This window comes from Actinoallomurus sp. NBC_01490 (assembly GCF_036227085.1).
Lineage (GTDB): Bacteria > Actinomycetota > Actinomycetes > Streptosporangiales > Streptosporangiaceae > Actinoallomurus > Actinoallomurus oryzae.
Genome location: NZ_CP109433.1, coordinates 10,584,128 through 10,605,457 on the forward strand (window position 1 = coordinate 10,584,128; position 21,330 = coordinate 10,605,457).

The following is a 21,330-nucleotide window of genomic DNA, read 5'->3' on the forward strand; positions in this document are numbered from 1 at the left end:
GCGGGGTCAGCCGAAGAGCGCGTGAGGGAGGCCCGGAAGTGCCGGCGTCTGTCCGACCCGCGCGACGTCATTTGGGGTCACGTCCAGTTCCTCCGCCGGAACCGCGCGGGGGTGCTCGACGTCCACGCCGAATTGGTAGAGGCCTCCGGTCGAGGTGGTTTCGCGTTTGATCTGCTCCAGAAGCGTGTCGCCCTGGGGGATCGCGAGTCGTCGTGGCGGGTTGGGGAGAGTTCCGATCGACAACTCGCTGGTCACCGGTTCATGCCGGTGGATCCAACGCGTGGTGGTGGTATCTCGTACGACGGTGAAGTTGACCACCTGCCGGAGCCGCATGGGTGCCGTCGCCGCCAGTACCTGACAACTCGTCGCCGCGGCGTTGAGAGTGGCGGGGTTGGCGACGACGTAGGCCTGGAAGACGTAGGCGACGGCGACGCGGCGCAGCAGCGGCTGGTCGCCAGGGCCCATCCGGCTGTGGAAGCTGAACTTCGGCCGGTCCAGCAGCCTGATGTTCGTGGGGCCTTGCTGTGCCGGATCGGTGCCGTCGTTGATATCGAAACGAACATTCTGGTTCGCGTCGAACCAGGGCGCCGAACTCGAGCGACTGTCGCGAGTCGAGTCCAGCGTCGCGCCGTCGAGCGACCACTGTAGGAACACCGGCGCCGGCGTCGGCCCCGGCCCCTGCCCCCAGTAGTCCGCACGGATGTACGCGGCCGTGCACAGCTGGACGAACCCGAAGGTCCACGGACCCGGAGCCGGGATGGTCACGGTGTTGTTCCGGCCGATGCCGGCACCGACTGTGGCGGTGAACTCATAGGTATTCCGCTGGGGGTCCAGCGGGTTTTCTGAGAGCCAGCCCTGGGCGAGTTCGTACCAGCGTCTGTCGGGAACCATCCGCGCGAAGACCTCGGGATGGCTCTCGTTCGGGGTGAGTGTGGCACCCCACGACGCCCTCTGCGGAGGTCCGGCCGCCGGTGTGAGGGGAGTCCCGCCGTCAGGGCTCGAAGCGCCGCGCGGCGGGCGCCGCTGGGTCAGGGCGGCGTCCGGCATGAGGTCGGAGCTCTTGGCGAGCGGCGCGTCGGGAAGCGCGGTCAGGGGAAGCAACGGGTTCGTCACATCGACCCGCCGGCGTCCGTACTCGTCCCGGAACCGGTTCCGTCGTTGTCGAGGGTCACGTTCACCGAGGCGCTCCCGACCGGCGGGAAGTACACCTTGCGGAAGGCGTCCGCCTGGTCCCCGGTGGCCGCGGAGACGATCTGACGGGCGAGCAGCTTGTGCGCCACGTCGGCCTCCCGGTCGCCCACGGCCGCGTCCTGGATGCCGTGCGAGTAGACGTCCAGGGCATCACCCTGTCCGAGCAGGGCGTCCACGATCACACCCTCCGTACGCATGGTGAACCGGTTGACGGCGGTGATCACGCCGTCGACCTCGAAGGCGTCCCCGGTGGAGGGGTCGGTGAAGGATGAACGCTGCGGGATGACGCGCCAATAGGAATCACCGTCCGATCCGGGAACCGTTCGCTGCTCCACGAAGGGCACCGGATTCCCGAGGTGGTTCCAGACGGTCCCGGCGGCTTCCATGATGACGGCCTTGGCGGCGGCCGTATCGCCGGCGCAGACCTGCTCCAGCAGGTCGTCCACCTCATGCAAAGGCACCTCCCTGGAGGATTCCCCGTAGCCGTTGAAGAATCCGACGTGGACGTCGGTGACGTGCAGGAGCGAAACGTGCTCCTGATTGAGCTGCCGGAAGACGAAGTTCAAAGTGCGCCCGACGTTGATATTGGCGATCTCCCGAGTGATCGAGGTTTCCTCCCCGGAGGACTCTTTGACCTCGGCGCTGGTGTTGACGTTCACATCCCGCTTGGCGGAGGACTTGCTCGCATGTTTGTTGACCGCGTTGGTGACGTTCTTGGACGTCTGCTCGTGCTGGGAGGCCATGCCGCCCTTGACACCGGCATCGACCTTGGCGGAGGCGAAACCCCAAGAGCCCGAGGCCTCGGCGTCGACGTGGTACTCGAAACTGTCCTGCTTGGCGTCCTTGGAGGTCTGCTCGTCCTGCACGGCGTTCTCGAAGTCCTGGCAGGCCTCCTCGGTGACGGAATCCAGGATGCTCGAGGCCTGCTTGCGTTCGGACTCCGTCTTCGTCCAGGTCTTCATGCTGATCGTGGTCTTCTCGCCGGGCAGCAGCGAGAAGGTCTTGAGAGTGCGGCCGGCGCCGTAGGCTCCGAGGAAGGAGGACAGCCGGTAGGTAAAGACCAGCATGATGCGCGGACGCGTCTGGGCCGGCTCGTCCAGCCAGTTGTACCGGTACGTGCCCCACAGCGACCGGAAGACGTTGAGCCGGCGTCCCTGCTGGGCCTGGGCCTGAATGTCCTCCACGCTGAGGTTGACCAGCGAGCGCTGGATGGACTGCGCCGAAAGCGTGTCGGTGGCCGAGGCCGCGGCGCCGACCGCCGCCGTAAGACGGGTGGGCGCCTGGTAGTAGGCCATGGACCCCACTGCCGTGGCGGCCTCGCGCACCGATTGCTCCGTACCCGCGGCGCCGGGAAGCGGAAAGGCCGCCGGGGCGACCAGATCCGACAGTGGCGGCAGCACGGATCGCCCCAGAACACCCTGTGCCAACAGCCTGATGGTGGTGTGATCCAGGCTCTGCCCCGCATTGGCCACCGCGGTCTGCGCGGCGAAGAGCTGCTCATGACCACCCGCCGGGTTGCGAATGCCGGGGAAGACACGCAGGTCGCCCGTTGTCAGGGCACGGCGGATCGCGGTGACGTCAAGCGTGCGGAGCTGGTCGGCCGGCATGCGCTCAGGCGGGACCTGGTAGGCGGCCTCGCTGAACTTGACCGGGAGATTGGCCAGTTCGACCACTGAGCGAGAGGAGAATGACACGGGCTCGGGCACGTTGTAGGACAACACAGGCGCCCGGCCGTCGGGTTCGTAACGCATCATCGGCGCAGGCGCGGAATTCTGATCGGCCACCCAAAGCCTCCCCGGGTAACGTATGGCTCCAAAAGCGGAACGCCGTGGAGCATGGGGAGCTTACGACCGCGGGAAAGGGCAGCGCCAGACTTGTCTTAACTCGCGGCCGTTTATGGCCGTAGATGGCAAAAAGGGCGGCTGGACGATAGGGGCTCGGTTTTCAGCGTTCTTGTGAGACCAGAATTTTCTTGTAACACAAGAACGCCGAAAACGGATCACCTCTGCCCTCCGAGCTCGCCCGCCCGTTCAGCGGACGGACAGCCCGCCGTCGGCACGCAGTAGCTCGCCGGTCATTCCCCGGGCCGCAGGTGAGGCGAGGAAGAGGTACGACTCGGCCAGTTCGGTGGCGTCCAGGACCGAGCCGAGCGGGTTCAGCGCGGCCACGCCCGCGACGGCCGCTGCCGGGTCGGTGAAGACCTCGTCGCCGGTCGACGCGCGCAGGCCGGTCGGGATGCCGCCCGGTGCGACCCCGTTGACCCGTACGTCCGGTGCCAGGCGGTTGGCCGCCCAGCGCAGGACGCCGACCAACGCGTGCTTGGCCGCCGTGTAGGCGATGCCCGCGTGGTTGTCGCCCACGAAGTGGGCCGCGTCCGACAGGGTCATGACGACGCAGCCCCTGGCCCGTACCAATTCGGCCGCGCCCGCCCGCAGTGCGAGCACGTAACCGAGCACGTCGACCTCCAGGACCCGCCGCGTTCGCTCGGCGAGTTCGGCCGGGTCGGCGTCCAGGCCGAGTTCGCCGTCGTGCACGCCCGCGTTGGGGACCAGGACGTCCAGGCCGCCGGCCGCCTCCCGGGCCGCCCGTACGGCGCGTTCGTGCACGTCCGGGTCGCGTACGTCGCCGGTGACCGAGACGTGGGCGGCCGGGCTCGGCGTCAGGTCGAGGCCCACCACGTGGTCGCCGCGGGCGGCGAACGCACGCGCGACCGCCGCGCCGATGCCCGAGGCGCTCCCGGTGACCAGCACCGACCGGGGCGCGCCGCCGTCCGCGGTCACTTGCCGCGGGTCGCTCGGCCGAGCAGCAGGCCGATCACCAGGGCGAACAGGAGGGCTGCGGCGGCCTGCACGTACGTGCGCGCCCGGCCCGCCATGACCGCGCCGAGCACGTCGAACGGCTCCGGTTCCGCAGGAGCCGTGGACGCCGCCGGAGCGGCGGCGGACTTCGGCTCCGGCTCGGCGGGCGGCGCCTCGGTGGGCTCGTTCGCAGGTGCGGTGATCTCCTTGGCCAGGTTGGCGGCGAACTGGTCGATCAAGCGGGAGGAGACGTCGGCGAGGATGCCCCGGCCGAACTGCGCGGCCTTGCCGGTGATGGACAGCTCGGTGGCCACCTCCACCCTTGTCCCGTCGTCGAGCGGGACGAGCCGCATCTCGACCTCCGCGGAGGCGCGGCCCGCGCCGCGCTGTTCCTTGCCGGACGCGGTGATCCGCGCCGTGTGGGCGGCCTCGTCGGTGACGGTCACGGTGGCCGTCCCGGTGTAGGAGGCGGTGATCGACCCGATCTTGATCTTCACCCGGCCCGCGTAGGCGTCGCCGTCCTGTCCGTCCAGGACCGTGCCCGGCAGGCAGGGGGCGATGCGCGGGACGTCGAGCAGGATGTCCCACGCCTCCTTCACCGAGACCGGGACCTCGAACGCGTTCTCCAGCCGCATTGGCTCACTCCTTCGATGTGGGGTCGTCGTCCAGCCCGGGCAGCGCGACCTCGTCGTGCAGGTCGGCCTCGTGCATGAGGGTCCACATCCGGGACGGCGACAGGGGCGTCTCGACCAGGCGTTCGGCGATCTCGGGGACGGCCGCCGCGACCGCGTTGCCCACGGTGACCGGGGACAGGATGGTGCCGCCCTCGCCCAGGCCCTTCATCCCGCCGGGGATGTGGGGCGCCGGCGTGCACATGTGAGAGACGTCCATGTCGGGGATGTCCTCGGCCGTGGGCATCACGTAGTCGAGGTACGACGTGGTGATCGGCTGCCCGGCGGGGTCGTAGCGCATCTCCTCGTGCAGCGCGATGCCGATGCCGTGCGCCACGCCGCCGACCACCTGCCCGTCGGCGATCATGGGATTGACCACGGTGCCCGCGTCGTGGACCAGCCAGTAGTCCTCGACGCGCACCTGACCGGTGTCGAGGTCGACGGCGACCGCGGCGGCGTGCGCGGCATAGGAGTAGGAGACGTTCTCCGGGTCGTGGACGTCCTTCTCCTCCAGGTCCGCGCGCTCGCCCGGGGGCAGGTTCCAGCCGAGCCAGGCCCGCTCGGCGACCTCGGCCAGCGTGAGCGAGCTGCCCGGCACGCCCTTCACGCTGAACACGCCCTCCTCCACCTCGATGTCGCCCGGATCGGCCTCGAGCCGGTGGGCGGCGATGCGGACCAGGCGCTCGTGCAGCCGCGCGCCGGCGCGGACGACCGCGCCGCCGCCGACCACCATGGAGCGGCTGGCGATGGAGCCGGAGGCCGAGTACGGCGCGGTGGCCGTGTCGCCGAGCCGGACCCGTACCGCGCTCATCGGCACGTGGAGCTGCTCGGCGGCGAGCTGTGCCAGAGTCGTCTCGATCCCCTGGCCCATGCCGACCACGCCGGAGCTGACCAGCACCGAGCCGTCGGGCTCCACCCGTACGACACCGGTCTCGAACCCGCCGAGGTGGAAGCCGACGAGCTGCTGGGTCTTGGACGGGCCGAGCCCGGTGAACTCCACGTGGGTGGCGACGCCGATCCCCCGGCGGATCCGCCCCTCCGACGGCCGTGACCGTTTCTCGATCTCCGCGCCGACCCGGCGCAGCGCCTCGGGGTAGTCGCCGGAGTCGTAGCGCTGGTACGTGCGGGTGTCGTACGGCAGGTCCCCGGGCTCGAGCATGTTGCGCAGGCGCAGCTCCACCGGGTCGACGCCCAGCTCGCGGGCCGCCTCGTCGACCAGGCGCTCGCGCACCCACGACGCCTCCTGCATGCCGAAGCCCCGCATCGCGCCGGTCGGCGTCGTGGTGGTGACGACGCCGCGGATCGTGGTGCCGGCGCGCTCGAAGCGGTACGGGCCGGGCAGCATGATGGAGGAGATCCGGAACGGCCCGGTGCCGACGTTGGAGGCGTGCGCGCCGCAGTTGCCGAGGATGTCGCTGTGGATCGCCAGGAACCGGCCGTCCTCGTCGAGCGCGAGACGGGCGCGGTGGACGACGTCGCGGGCGTGGAAGGTCGCGCCGAAGTGCTCGCCGCGGTCCTCGATCCACTTCACCGGGCGGCCGGTCGTCATGGCCGCCAGGCAGGCCAGCGCCTCGTCGGCGTACAGGTGCTCCTTGCAGCCGAAGCCCCCGCCCACGTCGCGAGCGATCACGCGGACCTGGTCGGCGCGCAGGCCGAGCACGATCGCCAGATGGTCGCGGATGTGGTGGGAGACCTGGGTGGAGATCCACACGGTCAGCGACTCGGTGCCCGCGTCCCACTGGGCCACCAGGCCGCGAGGCTCGATCGGGTTGACGGCCAGGCGCTGCACCCGGAGCCGGCGCTCCACGACGTGCGCCGCCCCGGCGAACACCGGCTCGATCTCCTCCCCGGTGTCGCCGATGTCGTACGAGGCGACCACGTTGGTGCCCCATTCGGGGTAGAGCAGCGGAGCGTCGTCGGCCAGGGCCGCCTCGGCGTCCACGACGGCGTCCAGCTCGTCGTAGCCGACGTCGATGACGTCGAGGGCGTCCTCGGCCGAGGCGCGGGTGTCCGCGACGACCACGCCGAGCGGCTGGCCGACGTACCGCACCTCGTCCGTGGCCACCGGCACCCGCGTGTGCCGCTGCTTCGGGGCCAGCCACACCAGCGGCAGCTCGTGGGTACGCGCCATCGCCTGCTCCGGGGTGATCACCGCGTGGACGTCCTCGTCGGCGAGGGCCTCGGCGGCGTCGAACCGGGTGACGCGCCCGTGCGCGATCGACGCGCGCACCATGACGGCGTGCAGCATGCCGGGCAGGGAGATGTCGTCGACGTACGTGCCGCGGCCGGTGAGCAGCCGCGGGTCGTTGATGCGCGCCACGCGGGCGCCGACGAGCCGGTTCACGCCGGGGCCTCCTCTCCCCGCGCCGCCGGCAGGGTCGCCCAGCGTCGTCGTACGGCGGCGCGGATGCCCTGGTAGCCGGTGCACCGGCAGACGTGGCCGCCGAGGACGTCGCCGCACGCCTCGGCGCAGGAGACGCCCGCGCGCTCGGCGGCGAGCATGCTCATGAGGATGCCCGGGGTACAGAAGCCGCACTGCAGGCCGTGCTCGTCGCGCATGGCCTGCTGCATCTGCGAGAGCTCGCCTTCGGGGGCGAGCCCCTCGACGGTCTCCACCGCCGCGCCGTCCGCCTGGACGGCGAGCGCCAGGCAGGAGCGCATGGGCACACCGTCCACCAGGACGGTGCACGCGCCGCAGACGCCGTGTTCGCAGCCGACGTGGGTGCCGGTGAGGCCGAGCTCATGGCGGAGGAAGTCCGACAGCAGCGTGCGCACCTCCGTCCGCCGTGTCATCTCCCGCCCGTTCACCGAGATCGTCACCTCGCGGGTCTCCGCTTTCACGCCGCCGTTCCTCTCCGGCCTCTCCGGCCCCTCTGGCTCCGGTCCGGCCAGGTCTCGATCGTCCGGCGTACGAGCGTGGCCAGGACCGCTCGCCGGAAGTCACCGCTGCCGTGCACGTCGGAGGGCGGGTCGACGGCCCGGCGCGCCAGCTCGCCCACCGCCCGCGCCGTCTCCGCGCCGAGCGCCGCCCCGGTGAGCGCGGCCTCCGCCTCGCGCAGGCGTACGGGCCGGTCCCCGACGCCGGTCGCCGCGAACCGCGCCGCCCGTACGACGCCGTCCTCGACGTCCAGTCCCAGGCAGACGCCGGCCACCGGGAAGTCGCCGTGGTGCCGGGCGAACTCGGTCCAGCGGAACTCCAGCTCGGGCCGTACGGGGAAGACGACCTCGGTCACCAGCTCCTCGGGCTCTCGCGCCGTGGTGAACACCGAGACGAAGAACTCCTCCCAGCCGACCGTGCGCTCCCCGTCGGCGGACCGGAGCACGACCGCGCCGTCGAGGGCGGCGAGGACCGCCGGCAGCTCCGAGGAGGGGTCGGCGTGGGCGACGTTGCCGCCGATGGTGGTCCGGTTGCGGATCTGCGGATGGGCGATGTGCCGTACGGCGTCGGCCAGGACGGGAAGCGCGTCCGCCAGGGCCGGGTCCTTCTCCACGGTCGCGGCGCGGACCAGCGCCCCGACCCGGACCGCTCCGGCCTCGACCCGCGACGCGTCGAGGCCCGGCACCCGGTTGATGTCGACGACCACCTCGGGCCGTGCCAGCCGCATGTTGAGCAACGGGACGAGACTCTGCCCACCGGCGAGCACACTGGCGTCGTCGCCGTGCTCACCCAAGGCGTCGAGCGCCTCCTCCACTGTTCGTGGATCCAGGTACGAGAACACCGCAGGCTTCACACGACCCCCTTTCGCGGGGAGACATCGATCAACTGGGTCGGTATTTTTGTCATCTGTATGACAGAGCGCAAGAGGTTGGCCTGGGAATTTATGTTACGAAGCACTGTGTGTGCCCGAGCCGGCCCGCCGACCTGCGCACTCGGTATGATGAATGACAAGGTTCCGAAGCACGCGAGGAGGACGTCACATGCCCGGCTCTCCGAGCCGCCGCGGCGGGCGCGGCGCCCCCGGCGTCCTGCCCCGCATCGGCAACGGCTCGCTTGCCGAGCAGACGACCCGCACCCTCCTCGAAGCGATCATGGAGCGGCGCTTCCCCGGCGACCGGCTGCCCAACGAGCCCGACCTCGCCGAGCAGCTCGGCGTCAGCCGCACCACGATCCGCACGGCCCTGCAGACCCTCGAACGCCTCGGCGTCGTCAGCCGGGCGCCCGCCCGCGGCACCCAGGTGCGGCCGCACATCGGCCGCGAGAGCATCCTGCTGCACCGGCTCATCGGCTTCCGGGGCATGCTCGAGGCGGGCCACGACGAGGTGCACCTCGAAGAACGCATGGACGTCCTCGACCACGGCACCGAGCCGGCCGTCCGGGCCCTCGGCCTCGACGAGGGCACCGCCATGGTCGTGCACGACAAGACCATCGTCGCCGACGGGCGGCCGGCGGTGCATCTGCTCCAGGAGGTCCCCCTGGAGTACGTCGCCGAGGACGTGCGCCGCAAGCTCGTCGCGGGGCGGCGGTTCGACATCCCCGACACGATCTTCGAGTTCAGTCACTTCTGGCCCGGCCGGGAGATCGACCACTCGGTGGTCGAGATCGTCCCCTCCGTCGTGCCGGACGACCCCGCCTTCCCGCTCGCCCTGGCGCCGGGCACCCCGCACATCGTCCTGTGCGAGACCCACTACACGTCCGGCAACGAACCGGTCGCCTACTCCCGCGAGATCGTGGACGACGAGCTGATCCGCTTCCGCCTGGTCCGCAGCCGCTGACCTGGCCTTTTCCCGGGCCCATGAAGACCGTCGCCGGACGTTCGACTATCTTTGTCATACATATTCCAAGGAGGCAGAGATGCGCGCCGTAACCGTCCGCGAACCCGGCGGTGAACCCCGGGTCCACACCTTCGCCGGCCCCGTGCCCGCGGCGGGCCAGGTCGTCGTCGACATGCTCTACGCGGGCGTCAACCCCATCGACGTCTGGATCGCGCGCGGAGAGCTGGGCGACGCCGTTCCGTTCCCCCATATCCCCGGCTGTGAGGGCGTCGGCACCGTCGACGGCACGCCGGTCGCCCTGATCGCGCCCGGGGTCGGCCGGGCGCGGCCCGGCACGTACGCCGAACGCGTGGTGGTGGGCGCCGACGAGATCGTTCCGCTGCCGGCGGGGATCGACCCGGTCCAGGCCGCGGGCGCGAAGACGGCCGGCCTGACCGCGATGGAGGTCCTGGGCAGGAGCGGCCTGACCGGCGACGACGTCGTCCTGGTGCTCGGGGCGAGCGGCGGGGTCGGATCGTTCGCGACCCAGCTCGCCAAGAGCGCCGGGGCCCGGGTGCTCGCGCACACCACGGGGGCGGCGAAGGCCGAGGCGCTCGGGCGGCTCGGCGCCGACCGGGTGGTGACGGCACCCACGCCCGACTCGCTCGCCGCCGCCGTCGGCGACGACCGGCCGAGCCTCGTCCTGGACGGCCTCGCGGGCGGCTGGACGCAGGCCGCCATGGAGGCCGCCGCCGAGGAAGGGCGCATCGCGGTGTTCGGCACGAGCGCCGACCGGCGGCTCACGCTCGACGCGCGGACCCTGTACGGCAAGCGTCTGCGCGTCCAGGGCGGCAACCGCGCCAAGCCCGCCACCGCCGTGCTCCGCGAGGAGCTCGCCGGGCTGCTGGCATTGATGGCCGACGGCAGGGTCCGGGTGCCGGTCGGCACGCCGCTCCCCCTCGACCGGGCCGCGGAGGCCCACGCCGCGATCCTCGCCCGCACCGCCCTGGGAAAGATCGTCCTGTCCGTACGGGACTGATCGGCGTCAGGCCGGAAGCCGCCTCGCGCGTCATGCTCGAAGCGGCTTCCGGCCGGAGCACAGAGCGTCAGGCGGCTTCCACGGCGTCCGCCTGCGGGACGCTCTCGACGGCGCGCGTCCCGGGCTCGCGCCCCGCCAGGCCGACCAGCGCGAAGACCATGGTGGCGACGCCGAGGAAGACCCAGGCCACGGTGTACCCGCCGCCGGGCACGATCAGCCCGAACACCCACGGGAGCACGAACCCGCCGACGGCCGTGATCGACAACATGAGGCCGACCGCCGTACCGATGTTCTCCGGGCTGACCGACCGATCCTCGCCGGGCACCGTCTGCCAGACGGCGAAGCTGCCGTTGAAGGCGAAGCCGACGATGAAGGCGGGGACCCAGAACCAGCCCGCGCCCGCCACCGGGACGAGCAGGAGGCCGACGGCCTGCAACGCGGTCATGGCGACGACCACCGGGCGCCGCCTGCCGAACCGGTCGGAGAGCCAGCCCGCGACCACGCTGCCGGGGATCCCGGCGAGACCGATCACCAGCGCGGCGGCGCCGGCCACGCCCGACCCGAACCCGCGCCCGTCCTCGCCGTAGGTCTGCAGGAGCTGCGATGCGGCGAAGTAGGCGCCGTAACCGCCGAGGAACGCGACGCCGTACACCCAGAGCAGCGGGTTGCCCAGCGTCTCCTTGACCGCCTTGCGGCTGAGGCTGACTCCCGCGAGGTTTCCCGCGCCGGGCGGCACCCGGAACACCACGCCCACGACGACCCCGGCCAGGGCGCAGAGCGCTCCGCTGAGAACGAGCGCGTGCCGCCAGCCCAGGGCCCCGACGACTTCGGCCCAGACGTACAGGCCCAGCGCGGCGCCCAGGCTGAAGGTCGCCGACACCACGCCCAGGGCGAAGGCGTGCCGCCGTCCCGTGAACCACACGCTCACCGCCGCGATGCCGATCCCCGCGTAGACCGACGCACCGACCCCGCAGACGATGCGCAGCACAAGAAGGAGACCGTAGTTTCCGGCCATGCCGGACAGCACCGCGGCGACGCCCTCCACTACCAGCCCGATGACGAGCGTCGCCCGCAGCCCGAGCCGCGTGGACAGGAAGCCCGCCGGGATGTGACAGATGCCGTAACCGGCGACGAACGCGGAGATCAGCAGGGCGACCTGCGGAATCTTCATGTGGAACTCATCGCTCACCGCGCCGAAGGTCGGCGCGATGTCGAACCAGTTGAGCGTCATGAGCACGAAGCCGAGCGACACGACGGTGAGCACGGCCCAGCGGCGCGCGTCGGATTCGGGTGACCGGGCGGAGTGAGAGACACGGGAACTGGGCATGGGCGGCCCCCTCGGGTTCCGGAGAGATGGTCCTGGATGGTGGTTCGTCACCGGCCGATGAACGATGAGGTGCGTTGGCTCTTCGTCGAGCTGCTCAACCGAAGCGGGTGCTGATCAGCGATCTTGATGCCAAATTCAGGAGTTCATACTTTGTATGACCAAGATTCGGCTGTCAAGGGTGTCCACGAGCCGTCCATGGGAAGTAGTGAGGGCCCCGTGCGGTCCAACGACGAAACCGCCGCCCCGTGAGGAAGAGGGGGCGGCGGTACGGCGATCGGTCAGGTCAGTGCGCGACCTTCAGGCCGGCGACGCAGCCGACGATGCCGGCGAGGAAGAGCAGCTTCAGCGCCGAGACGGGCTCGGCGCCGGTGAGCATTCCGTAGGTCACCGTGAGCACGGCGCCGATGCCCACCCACACCGCGTACGAGGTGCCCACGGGCAGGGCGCGCATCGCGTACGCCAGACCGGCCATGCTCGCCACGATCGCGACGGCGAAGACGACGACGGGCACCGGTTTGGTGAACCCCTGCGAGCGGTCGAGGGCCGTGGCCCACACCGACTCCAGGACACCGGACAGCACGAGCACGAGCCATGACATGAGGTGTGCCTCCACCAGTGCCGTCTTGTCGCTGGTCGGGTACGGCACCCCTCGTCCGAGAGCGCGGTCGGGCTCGCTCGAAGGGTATCAAGCGAGCCCGACCGCGCTCCGTGGGCCGACGGCCCGTCAGCTCAGGTGGTCGGCGATGATCCGGGCGTAGTTCGCCTCGCCGCGCTGGTTCGGGTGCAGTGGCGCGGCCGGGTTGAGCGGCACGTACCCCTCGACCCATCTCACCGTGGCCGACCGGCAGGCGTCGTGGCCGGTGCTCGGGGTCTCCACGTCCACGTACTCCGCGTTGTGCGCCCGGGCCTCCGCCTCGATGACGCCGTTCAGCCGGTGCACGTTGCCCTGCAGGTAGTCGGCGTCCACCGGCAGCACCGGCTGGAGCGGCCAGCAGCCGCCCGGCTTGACGTACAGGCCGTAGCCGGTCACCAGCACGCGCGCCTTCGGGGACCGCTGGTGGATGCCGTCCAGCACGGCGGCGAGCCGTGGCCCGACCGCGTCGACGCGCTGGGCGACCTGGTCCACGCCGCCCTCGGTGTACCGCGTCTTGCAGGGGGTCGCGGTCGGGTCGAGGTTGACGCAGTCCTCGGCGATGCCGACCAGCCCGGCGTCGTTGCCGCCGATCGTCAGGGTCACCAGGGTGGTGTCCGCGCTCAAGGCGTCGAACTGCGGCGGCGCGGTGCCGGTGGACACGCCGGCCACGCTGAGGGACTGCGACTCGGTCATGTGCTTCGTCTCGGCCCCGCTGCAGGTCACGTCGTGCAGTTCGGCGCCCAGCCGGGCCGCCAGTTCGTGCGCGTAGTTGTGCGTCGAACGCCCACAGCCCACATTTCCCGTGATGTTGGGAATGAGCGGTCCCGACGCCATCGAATCGCCCAGCGCGACGTACTTCTGCCCGGCCGCGGAGGCGGGCGGTGCGGCGACGCCAATGGTCACCGCGAACGCGGCGGCGGCGCCGAGAGTACCGGCGAGAATGCGACGGAGGCCGTGGACGGAGGGCGAGGGCATGGCGGCTCCCGGCTGTCATGGAATGCTTTGCGCTCATCATGCAGACTCACAACGGATCCTTTAACTGGTGAGTAAGGCAGACTTCCGCGGGAGCTTTTGTGACGGATCACAATGAGGGAATCTCGCCGCTGCGCATCGCGGGACGGCCGGTGGCCGGCTACCTGCGGGCCCGTGTTCCGTCGCTGACCCGGCGGGTGGTCGACCGGCTCCGCGCCGAACTCCCCGTCTACGCCGAACTGCCCGCCGAGGAGGTCACCGGCGATATCGCGGATATCGTCCAGCACAATCTGCGGCTGTTCGCCGACGTCATCGAGCGCCGCGCCGAGGCCGATGACCACCGGTTCGCCGTGCAGCGCGATTCGGCGGCGCAGCGGGCCGAGGAGGGCGTTCCGCTGGACGCCATCCTCAGCGCCTACCTTCTCGGCGCGGAAATGGGCTGGAATGAGATTTCGGCCGGGGCGGAACCGTCCGATCTGGCCGATCTACAGGAGACGCTGTCGCATTTGCTGGCTTTCCAGCGGCGGCTCGTGTCCGAGGTCACCGCGGCATATCTGGAAACGCGCCAGGTGCTGGATGTCCAGCAGCATCGCGACCGGCATTCGCTGATGGCGGCGCTGCTGGCGGGCGACCCGCCGCCCTCCCTTCCGGCAGGGACGCGACCGTCGCCGCTCTACGTGGTGATGACGCTCACGCTGGGCCGGCATCCCGACGAGAGCCGCCCGGGGCCGCGGACCAGGGTCGCCGCCCGGCGGAAGATCCGCCGGGTGCAGTCGACGTTCGACCGCTTCGCCGGCGAACCGGCCCTGACCGCGCTGGACGGCTCGGGCGGCACCGCCCTGCTGCCCGTCGGCGCCCCGCCCGCGTGGGAGGACCTGTGCGCGCTGGTGACCCGTGCCGCGCGGGCGGCCGACGTGCCCGTCACCGCCGCGGCCTCCGTGGTCGAGCCGGCGGGCGTGCCGGCCGCGGTCACGCAGAACACCGAGATCGTGGAGCTGGTGACCCGGACGGGCCGGGCGCCCGGCCTGTACCGGCTCGCCGACGTACTGCTCGACTACCAGCTCAGCCGGCCGGGCGAGGCGCTGACCGCCCTCGCGTGCCTCCTGCGGCCGCTGGAACCCAAGCCGGAGCTGCTCCAGACGCTGGAGACCTACCTCCGGCAGAACCTCGACCGGCGGCGCACCGCCACCGCGCTGCACGTCCACCCCAACACGGTGGACTATCGCATCCGCCGCATCACTCAGCTCATCGGCCTGTCCCCGGCCCGTGCGGCGGACCTCCCCCGCATCAACGCCGCCCTCGTCGCACGCCGCTCGGTCGGCCCGTACGGCGACGGCCCCCGCCCGGCCGCGGATCGGCCGGGCTCATGATCGCGGGCGCGCCGCGCGGGCCGGCCGTTTCTCTGCGACAATCCCATACACACGCCGATGTCCATTTGAGTAGGGCCGCTTGCCGATGGAACCTTTGCGGGAGGGCGATCCGCAGCAGGTGGGTGCGTATCGCCTGCTGGGGCGGCTCGGCGGTGGCGGGATGGGCCAGGTGTTCGTGGGCCGGTCCCGTGGTGGCCGACTGGTCGCCGTGAAGATCGTACGCCCGGAGCTGGCGGACGACGCGGGGTTCCGCCGGCGGTTCGCCGAAGAGGTCGCCGCGGCCGCCCGGGTCGGCGGCTTCTACACCGCCCAGGTCGTCGACGCCGACACCGCCGCCGATCCGCCGTGGCTGGTCACGGCGTTCATCTCCGGCCCGTCGCTCCAGCAGGCCGTCGAGACGTTCGGGCCGCTCCCGGCGCACGCCGTCGTGGTCCTCGGGGCGGGCCTGGCCGAGGGGCTGGCCGCGATCCACGCCGCCGGGCTGGTCCACCGCGATCTCAAGCCCGCCAACATCGTCATCGCCGCCGACGGCCCGCGCGTCATCGACTTCGGCATCGCCCGCGCGCTGGACGCCACCCACGCCTCCACCTCCGTCATCGGGACGCCCGGGTTCATGTCCCCCGAGCAGGCGAAGGGCCTTCGGGTGGGGCCGCCCAGTGACGTCTTCTCGCTGGGCTCGGTGCTCACCTTCGCCGCGACCGGACGCGGCCCCTTCGGCACGGGTACGGCCGAAGCGATCGTGTACCGCGTCGTCCACGACGAACCCGACCTGAGCGGGCTCCCGGGCGATCTCGCCGGACTGATCGGCGCCTGCCTGGCCAAGGACCCGATGAGCCGGCCGGGCCTGCCCCAGGTCCTCGACCGGCTCGCGGCGCACCCGGCACCGGACGGCACCTGGCTCCCGCCCGCCGTCAACGCGATGATCAGCGAGTACGACCGGGAGCTGCCGAGCCGGACCCGTACGCCGAAGTCCCCGTGGCGCCCCAGCCGCCGCGACGTCATGGTGGCCGGGCTGGGCGCCGCCGCCGTGGCCGCGGCCGTCCCTGCCGCCTTCCTGCTGCGATCGTCCTCGGTGGGCGCGAGCGGCCATCCGACTCCCACGCCGGGCAAGGCCGGAGGCGTCCTACGCCCCGGCTCTCCGGTGACGCTCCACGAGGGAGGGGTGTGGTCGGTGACGTTCAGCCCGGACGGCAGGACCCTGGCCAGTACGGGCGCCGACGGTAAGGCGAGACTGTGGGACACGGCGACGAAGACGCCGGCCAAGACCTTCACCCATCGGGCCACCAACCCCTGGACGAAGCCGATCGCACAGGTCACCGCCTTCAACCCCAGGTTCTCCTACACCCTGTCGGCCGCGTTCAGCCCGGACGGGGCCCGCCTCGCGGTCGCCAACGGCGACGGGACGATCGACCTGTGGGACCTCGCCACGGGCAACGCCACCACCCTCCCCTACCTCAAGCCCGTTGGCTGGAACACGGCCGTCGGTGGTGTGGTGTTCGACCGTACCGGCACGACGCCGGCCTCCGCCTACGACGACGCGATCGTCCGGCTGTGGAACGTGAGCACACGCAGGAACGAGGCCACGCTGACCACCGGCCCCGACTACTGGGTCCAGTCCCTGGCGTTCAGCCCTTCCGGCGGACTCCTGGCGACCGCCAGCGGCAACGGCAACCCCGGGAACACTCCCGACGACGGGCTGCTCCAACTGTGGGACTCCTCCTCCCATACGAAGATCGCCACCCTCACCGACACCAATTCCGACGTGAACTCGCTGGTGTTCAGCCCGGACGGGAAGACGCTGGCGAACCTCCGGAACGACGGGATGATCACGCTGTGGGACGTCGCGAGCCGTTCGAGCACCGGCGTCCTCGCCGGTTCCGGTTCCGGCGCGACCTGCGTCGCGTTCGGTCCGGACGGCATCCTGGCGAGTGGTTCCGAGGACGGCACCGTGCGGCTGTGGAACGTCCGCGACCGCCGGATCACCGCCGTTCTCCGCGCCGACGGCGAGACCCGGACCATCTGCGTCGCCGTCAGCCCGGACGGCAGGACCGTCGCCGCCGGAGGCACCAAGCTCACCGTGTGGACGCTCACGTAGGGCCGCTGCTCGACCGTCGAGCGGATCCGGCTCACCGCATGTCGTCTCCCGCGCGGCCGGACCGGTTTCGGATCACGGCCAGTACGTGCCGGAGTGTTCCGGCCGCCACGACCAGCCAGACGGCGAGGGCCAGCCAGGACACGGCGCGCCCGAGGTCCCACAACGCCTTCTGGTGGAACACCCGCGACATCCGCAGGCTGACCAGGCCCGCCATGCCCAGGGGAAAGACGGTCGACCAGCGCCGCATGTCGAACCGCGGCCGCGGCCAGATCACCTCCGAGAACGCGAGCGGCACATAGGCCGCGGCGGCCTCACTTGCCAGACATATCGTCACCACCCGTAACACACCTCGCGCGCCCTCCGGCACGCCGAACCGGGCCGTGGCCTCCACCAGCGTCGTGCTCGCGAGCGTACTGATCGCGAGCGCCCCGCCCAGCACCCACTCATCGCCGGCCCCGCGGATCACCTGCCGCAGATCGAAACGCGACGCCACCACCCCGTACAGCACCACGCCCAGCACGAAGGCGGCCGTCGCCGCGTACAGCTCCCAGCGCTGCCCACTCCGCCGGGCCAGCAGCCCCGTTAATACGGCGAGCGACTGCGTCGCGACACAGACCATGAAGCTCGTGCCGACCGTCGGAGTCGACCAGTGCGCCAGCACCACCGGCAGCAGCACCACGCACAACAGCACCGCCACCGCCAACAGCCCGTACGCCGGCCACGACCACCCCGCCCCGGCCGAGCGGCTCCCCAGCACGGCCGTCCCCGCCACCAGCGTCAAAGACGCCGGAAGCCGCGCCTCCCGCCGCCACCGAGCCGGGTCGGCACACCAGCGCGCCACCAGGACGGGCAACAGCACGGCCCACACCGCGGCCGCCACGGCGAACAGCGACCAGGACAGCCACGACGGCCCCGTCACCGAGAAGCACACGGACACGATGCCGCCGGCCATCACCACGGCCCCCGCACCGGGCGGCACGGCACCCGCCAACCGTTGGATCACCATCATTTGATGCCCCAACCCGGCGCCCGGGGCGCCGCACTCCCCGCCGGGCTGTCGCGGAGTGCTCACGGCCGGTGCGCCTCGCCCGAATCTTGCCCCGTACAATACTTAACATATGGAAACTAATCGCGATCTTCCAGCCGATGACACGAATGAGGCGGTCGAGGCCCTGCCGGCGAGCGGACGCGCACGGCATCTGGGCGATTTCAACGTCACAGCCCGGGTCCTGGTCATCACCGCCTGGGCGGTACCGGTGGGTGTCGCCGCGGCCGGTGCGGCGTACGTGCTGCTCCGGCTGATCGCACTGATCACGAATCTGGTTTTCTATCAGCGGCTCGACACGACCATGACGGCGCCGGGCCTGGCGCATCATTCCCCACTGCTGATCGTGGCGGCGCCGGTGGCAGGCGGCCTGGTGGTCGGGCTCATGGCGCGGTTCGGGTCCGAGAAGATCCGCGGGCACGGGATGCCGGAGGCGATCGAGGCGATCCTGACCGGCGGCAGCCGGGTCCAGCCGCGGGTCGCGCTGCTCAAGCCGATCTCGGCGGCCATCAGCATCGGCACCGGCGGCCCGTTCGGCGCCGAGGGCCCGATCATCATGACCGGAGGAGCGCTCGGCTCCATCCTGGCGCAGGTGCTCCGCCTGTCGGCGGACGAGCGAAAGACACTGCTGGTCGCGGGCGCGGCCGGTGGCATGGCGGCGACGTTCAACTCGCCGCTCGCCTCCGTGCTGCTGGCGGTGGAGCTGCTGCTGTTCGAATGGCGTCCGCGCAGCTTCATCCCGGTCACGACGTCCGTCGCGGTCGCCACCCTGCTGCGCGGCCCGATGCTGGGCTTCGGCCCCGTCTTCGGCGTGCCGCCGCTGCACGTGCACATGGACGCCACCACGGTGGGGATCTGCCTGCTGGCCGGGCTGAGCGGCGGCGCGCTCGCGGTCGCGGCCACGTTCCTGGTCTACTTCGCCGAGGACGCCTTCTCCCGCCTCCGGTTCCACTGGATGTGGTGGCCGGCCATCGGCGGGCTCATCATCGGCGTCGGCGGCCTGGCCGAGCCTCGTGCGCTCGGGGTCGGGTACGACGTGATCGGTGAGCTGCTGTCCGGGCGCGCGGCCCTGAGCCTGATCGTCGGGATCCTGATCGTCAAGACCCTCATCTGGTCCCTGTCCCTGGGCTCGGGCACCTCCGGCGGGGTCCTCGCACCGGTCTTCATGATCGGTGCCGCGCTGGGCGCCGCCGAGGGCCATCTCATCCCCGCCGCCACCCCGGCACTGTGGGCGATCGCCGGCCTGGCCGCCGTCGTCGGCGGTGTCATGCGCTCCCCGCTCACCGGGGTGATCTTCACCCTCGAGCTCACCCACGCGTGGAACACCGGCCCGGCGCTGCTCATCGCCTCGGCCTCGGCGTACGCGTTGTCCGTGCTGACCCTCAAGCGCTCGGTGCTGACCGAGAAGATCGCCCGCAGGGGGCTGCACCTGACCCGCGAGTACTCCACCGACCCGCTGGAGGCGTTCTTCGCCTCCGACGTCATGGCCACCGAACCGACCGTGCTGCGTCCCGGCCAGACCGTCCAGGAGGCGCTGCGGCACATCGCGGCGGCGGACGGAGGCGGCCAGCACCTGTACCCGGTCACCGGAGAGGACGGGCGGCTGCTCGGCGTCCTCCCGCACGCCCGGCTGCTGTCGGCGCAGGCCGGCGGCGCGCGGCGTACCGCCGTCTCGACGTTGCTGGAGTCGGGCCCACTGTCCGTCCGCGACGACGACACGCTGCGGCACGTCGCGTACGTCCTCGCCGAGCACGACATCACGCAGGTGCCGGTCACGGCCTCCGACGGCACCGTCAACGGCCTGATCGCACTCCCCGACCTCCTGCACGCACGGCTGCACGACCTCACCGAGGAGCACCACCGGCAACGGCTGCTGCCGGTACGCCCCCTGCCTCGCCGTCCGGCCGAGGGGCGGCGCGACACCCGCGCACCGGGACGCGGCACCGCCGAACGCCGCCAGCACCGGTCACGGCACCGCGACGCGACCTGATCCGATGCCCGTTACGAGCTGACGACGTCCGTGCCGAGGTGCCAGCGCAGGCGGCGCGTCTCCTCGCTCCCGAGCGCGGGTCCGGCCGCGTCGAGCAGGGAGCCGAGCCGCCGCAGCACCTCCGGTGCGGGAGGGCGGTAGACGGTCGCGGCGTCACCGTGCGACCAGGCGACCAGATCGGCGCGCGCTCGCGCGAAGAGGTCGGCGTCACGGGCGGCGAGGAGTTCGAGGTCGACCTGAACGCGGGTCCAGGTGCCGGAGGCGCACAGCAGCTCATAGGCCGCCTGCCGTACGTGGCGGGGCGAGCCGGCGGCCAGCAGTTCCCGCAGACGGGCGGCCGGCACGGCATCGGGCTCCGTGCGCAGTGCCGCCCTGACGGCACGAACGACCACCGGCGCCGGGTCGGCGAACATCCCCGCGACCCGGGCCGGTGATCCGCCCAGCCGGCGGATGGCCCGTACCGCCGCCGCCCGGACCCGGGGACTCGTGTGCCCCAGGAAGGGCGTCAGCACGTCGATGTCGGGCACCGCGCCGCACTCGCCCAGCCCGGCGACCAAGTCGCGGGCCCGGCCGGCCACCGGGTCCGCTCTCAGGGCCCGGCGGTAGAGCACCGCGGGGGTACGGCCCGTCCGCCGGACCGCCCACTGCGCGGTGGCACGCATGAGCGCCGACCGGTCCGCGAGGTGGTCCGCGCCGGCCTCGGGACGGCCGAGCCGCACCAGAGCGGTGAGCGCCTCGATCCTGACCTTGGCGGTGCCCTCGTCCAGCAACCGGTTCAGCACGTCGAGGCGTTCGTCGCGTACGGCCTGGGCCGCGAGCCACTCGGCGCACCGGAGCCGGCAGACGGGGTCCGGCTCGCGCAGCGCGGCGTGCATCACCTCGCGCCATGGGGCGCCGCCCCGCTCCAGCCACAGGTCGTACGCCATGCGCCGGAGCCCGGCGTCCCGGTGGGCGCGGGCCCGCGCGAGCACCTCCTCCGGAGCCGAGCGCAGCGCCGCGGTCACGACCTCCAGGGCATGCCCGCCCCGCGCCCACGACCCGATCGCGAGGGCGACGTCGGCGGCCCGCAACAGCCCGGGCCCGTCCACCGCTCCCGCCGTGGCGGCCGTGAACTCCCGCGCCCGCTCGCGGACCTGCGGCACCCAGTCGGCGGTGCGCAGCAGCAGGACGGGGAACAGGAGTCCGTCCACGACGAGCGCCCAGCGCGCTACCGCGGACTCCCGGCGACGGCCGTCCGGGGAGCAGGCCGCCACCAGCCACCGCAACCGGTCGCGCGGTCCCGTCTCGACCACGGCCGGCCCGTCGTCGTCCGGGGCCCTGCCGGTGCGGAACGCCCGATCGAGGGCGATCCAGGTCTCCGCGTCGGCGTCCACCAGCGTCGCGGCGACCTCGTCCGGGTCGTCCCGCCCGGCAGCGGCCTCGGCGACGCGGACGGCGAGCTCCGCGGGGCCGGAACCGCGCATGTCACGGGCCATTCTGGCTCCCCTGTGAAGCCTGGTGACGCAA

At 71.9% G+C, this 21,330-nt stretch carries 17 protein-coding genes and 1 riboswitch; of the genes, 5 read left to right on the top strand and 12 right to left on the bottom strand.

Features of this window, described 5'->3' with window-relative positions; genetic code table 11:
- Positions 1-6: 6 nt before the first annotated feature.
- From OG417_RS48755 to OG417_RS48785, 7 genes are all read right to left on the bottom strand, one after another.
- On the bottom strand, positions 7-1,113 hold the full coding sequence (locus OG417_RS48755; RefSeq protein ID WP_329244966.1) for a hypothetical protein: 1,107 nt from the start codon (positions 1,111-1,113) through the stop codon (positions 7-9).
- Entirely contained in the window at positions 1,110-2,864 is a 1,755-nt protein-coding gene (locus tag OG417_RS48760) for a hypothetical protein (protein ID WP_329244968.1), read from the bottom strand. The genes OG417_RS48755 and OG417_RS48760 overlap by 4 nt, the downstream gene beginning before the upstream one ends.
- A 357-nt stretch (positions 2,865-3,221) precedes the next feature.
- Positions 3,222-3,971: an SDR family oxidoreductase gene (locus OG417_RS48765; protein ID WP_329244971.1), complete on the bottom strand. Its 750-nt coding sequence runs from the start codon at positions 3,969-3,971 to the stop codon at positions 3,222-3,224.
- The gene (locus OG417_RS48770; RefSeq protein ID WP_329244974.1) at positions 3,968-4,624 is read right to left on the bottom strand and encodes an SRPBCC family protein; all 657 of its coding nucleotides are present in this window, start codon (positions 4,622-4,624) and stop codon (positions 3,968-3,970) included. Before OG417_RS48770 ends, OG417_RS48765 begins: the two co-directional genes overlap by 4 nt.
- Positions 4,625-4,628: 4 nt before the next feature.
- Positions 4,629-7,004 (bottom strand): xanthine dehydrogenase family protein molybdopterin-binding subunit, encoded by a 2,376-nt coding sequence (locus OG417_RS48775; protein WP_329244976.1) that lies wholly within the window; start codon positions 7,002-7,004, stop codon positions 4,629-4,631.
- Positions 7,001-7,501: a (2Fe-2S)-binding protein gene (locus OG417_RS48780; protein WP_329244979.1), complete on the bottom strand. Its 501-nt coding sequence runs from the start codon at positions 7,499-7,501 to the stop codon at positions 7,001-7,003. Before OG417_RS48780 ends, OG417_RS48775 begins: the two co-directional genes overlap by 4 nt.
- Positions 7,498-8,391: an FAD binding domain-containing protein gene (locus OG417_RS48785; protein ID WP_329244983.1), complete on the bottom strand. Its 894-nt coding sequence runs from the start codon at positions 8,389-8,391 to the stop codon at positions 7,498-7,500. The genes OG417_RS48780 and OG417_RS48785 overlap by 4 nt, the downstream gene beginning before the upstream one ends.
- Before the next feature lie 187 nt (positions 8,392-8,578).
- Between OG417_RS48785 and OG417_RS48790 the strand changes: the two genes are divergently transcribed.
- A complete protein-coding gene (locus OG417_RS48790) occupies positions 8,579-9,373 on the top strand; it encodes a GntR family transcriptional regulator (RefSeq protein WP_329244986.1) in 795 nt (264 codons plus the stop codon).
- Positions 9,374-9,452: 79 nt separating this feature from the next.
- On the top strand, positions 9,453-10,391 hold the full coding sequence (locus OG417_RS48795) for a quinone oxidoreductase family protein (RefSeq protein WP_329244989.1): 939 nt from the start codon (positions 9,453-9,455) through the stop codon (positions 10,389-10,391).
- A gap of 67 nt (positions 10,392-10,458) precedes the next feature.
- Here OG417_RS48795 and OG417_RS48800 read toward each other — a convergent pair whose 3' ends face one another.
- The 3 genes from OG417_RS48800 to OG417_RS48810 form a co-directional block, all read right to left on the bottom strand.
- Entirely contained in the window at positions 10,459-11,718 is a 1,260-nt protein-coding gene (locus tag OG417_RS48800; protein ID WP_329244992.1) for an MFS transporter, read from the bottom strand.
- Between the two features lie 283 nt (positions 11,719-12,001).
- Entirely contained in the window at positions 12,002-12,316 is a 315-nt protein-coding gene (locus OG417_RS48805; protein ID WP_329244994.1) for a DMT family transporter, read from the bottom strand.
- A gap of 14 nt (positions 12,317-12,330) precedes the next feature.
- Positions 12,331-12,398: riboswitch (guanidine-III (ykkC-III) riboswitch) on the bottom strand.
- 44 nt (positions 12,399-12,442) lie between these two features.
- Positions 12,443-13,327 carry an SGNH/GDSL hydrolase family protein gene (locus tag OG417_RS48810; protein ID WP_329244997.1) on the bottom strand — a complete coding sequence of 295 codons (885 nt, stop codon included), beginning with the start codon at positions 13,325-13,327 and terminating at the stop codon, positions 12,443-12,445.
- A 98-nt stretch (positions 13,328-13,425) separates the two neighbouring features.
- Here OG417_RS48810 and OG417_RS48815 point away from each other — a divergent pair, with 98 nt between their 5' ends.
- Both OG417_RS48815 and OG417_RS48820 read left to right on the top strand, forming a co-directional pair.
- Positions 13,426-14,694 (top strand): PucR family transcriptional regulator, encoded by a 1,269-nt coding sequence (locus OG417_RS48815; protein ID WP_329245000.1) that lies wholly within the window; start codon positions 13,426-13,428, stop codon positions 14,692-14,694.
- Positions 14,695-14,779: 85 nt separating this feature from the next.
- Entirely contained in the window at positions 14,780-16,789 is a 2,010-nt protein-coding gene (locus tag OG417_RS48820) for a WD40 repeat domain-containing serine/threonine protein kinase (RefSeq protein ID WP_329245003.1), read from the top strand.
- A 31-nt stretch (positions 16,790-16,820) separates the two neighbouring features.
- On the opposite strand, the gene OG417_RS48825 is transcribed toward OG417_RS48820, so the two are convergent.
- On the bottom strand, positions 16,821-17,792 hold the full coding sequence (locus OG417_RS48825) for a tellurite resistance/C4-dicarboxylate transporter family protein (protein WP_329245005.1): 972 nt from the start codon (positions 17,790-17,792) through the stop codon (positions 16,821-16,823).
- Positions 17,793-17,907: 115 nt separating this feature from the next.
- Here OG417_RS48825 and OG417_RS48830 point away from each other — a divergent pair, with 115 nt between their 5' ends.
- Positions 17,908-19,824: a chloride channel protein gene (locus tag OG417_RS48830; protein ID WP_329245009.1), complete on the top strand. Its 1,917-nt coding sequence runs from the start codon at positions 17,908-17,910 to the stop codon at positions 19,822-19,824.
- Between the two features lie 11 nt (positions 19,825-19,835).
- Here OG417_RS48830 and OG417_RS48835 read toward each other — a convergent pair whose 3' ends face one another.
- On the bottom strand, positions 19,836-21,299 hold the full coding sequence (locus OG417_RS48835) for a hypothetical protein (protein WP_329245012.1): 1,464 nt from the start codon (positions 21,297-21,299) through the stop codon (positions 19,836-19,838).
- Between the last annotated feature and the right edge of the window lie 31 nt (positions 21,300-21,330).

Excerpts from the sequence above, each read along its gene's own strand:
- OG417_RS48800 (WP_329244992.1), bottom strand. The coding sequence starts at position 11,718 with ATGCCCAGTTCCCGTGTCTCTCACTCCGCCCGGTCACCCGAATCCGAC.
- OG417_RS48790 (WP_329244986.1), top strand. The coding sequence starts at position 8,579 with ATGCCCGGCTCTCCGAGCCGCCGCGGCGGGCGCGGCGCCCCCGGCGTC.
- OG417_RS48810 (WP_329244997.1), bottom strand. The coding sequence starts at position 13,327 with ATGCCCTCGCCCTCCGTCCACGGCCTCCGTCGCATTCTCGCCGGTACT.
- OG417_RS48805 (WP_329244994.1), bottom strand. The coding sequence starts at position 12,316 with ATGTCATGGCTCGTGCTCGTGCTGTCCGGTGTCCTGGAGTCGGTGTGG.
- OG417_RS48830 (WP_329245009.1), top strand. The coding sequence starts at position 17,908 with ATGGAAACTAATCGCGATCTTCCAGCCGATGACACGAATGAGGCGGTC.
- OG417_RS48835 (WP_329245012.1), bottom strand. The coding sequence starts at position 21,299 with ATGGCCCGTGACATGCGCGGTTCCGGCCCCGCGGAGCTCGCCGTCCGC.
- OG417_RS48770 (WP_329244974.1), bottom strand. The coding sequence starts at position 4,624 with ATGCGGCTGGAGAACGCGTTCGAGGTCCCGGTCTCGGTGAAGGAGGCG.
- OG417_RS48795 (WP_329244989.1), top strand. The coding sequence starts at position 9,453 with ATGCGCGCCGTAACCGTCCGCGAACCCGGCGGTGAACCCCGGGTCCAC.
- OG417_RS48820 (WP_329245003.1), top strand. The coding sequence starts at position 14,780 with ATGGAACCTTTGCGGGAGGGCGATCCGCAGCAGGTGGGTGCGTATCGC.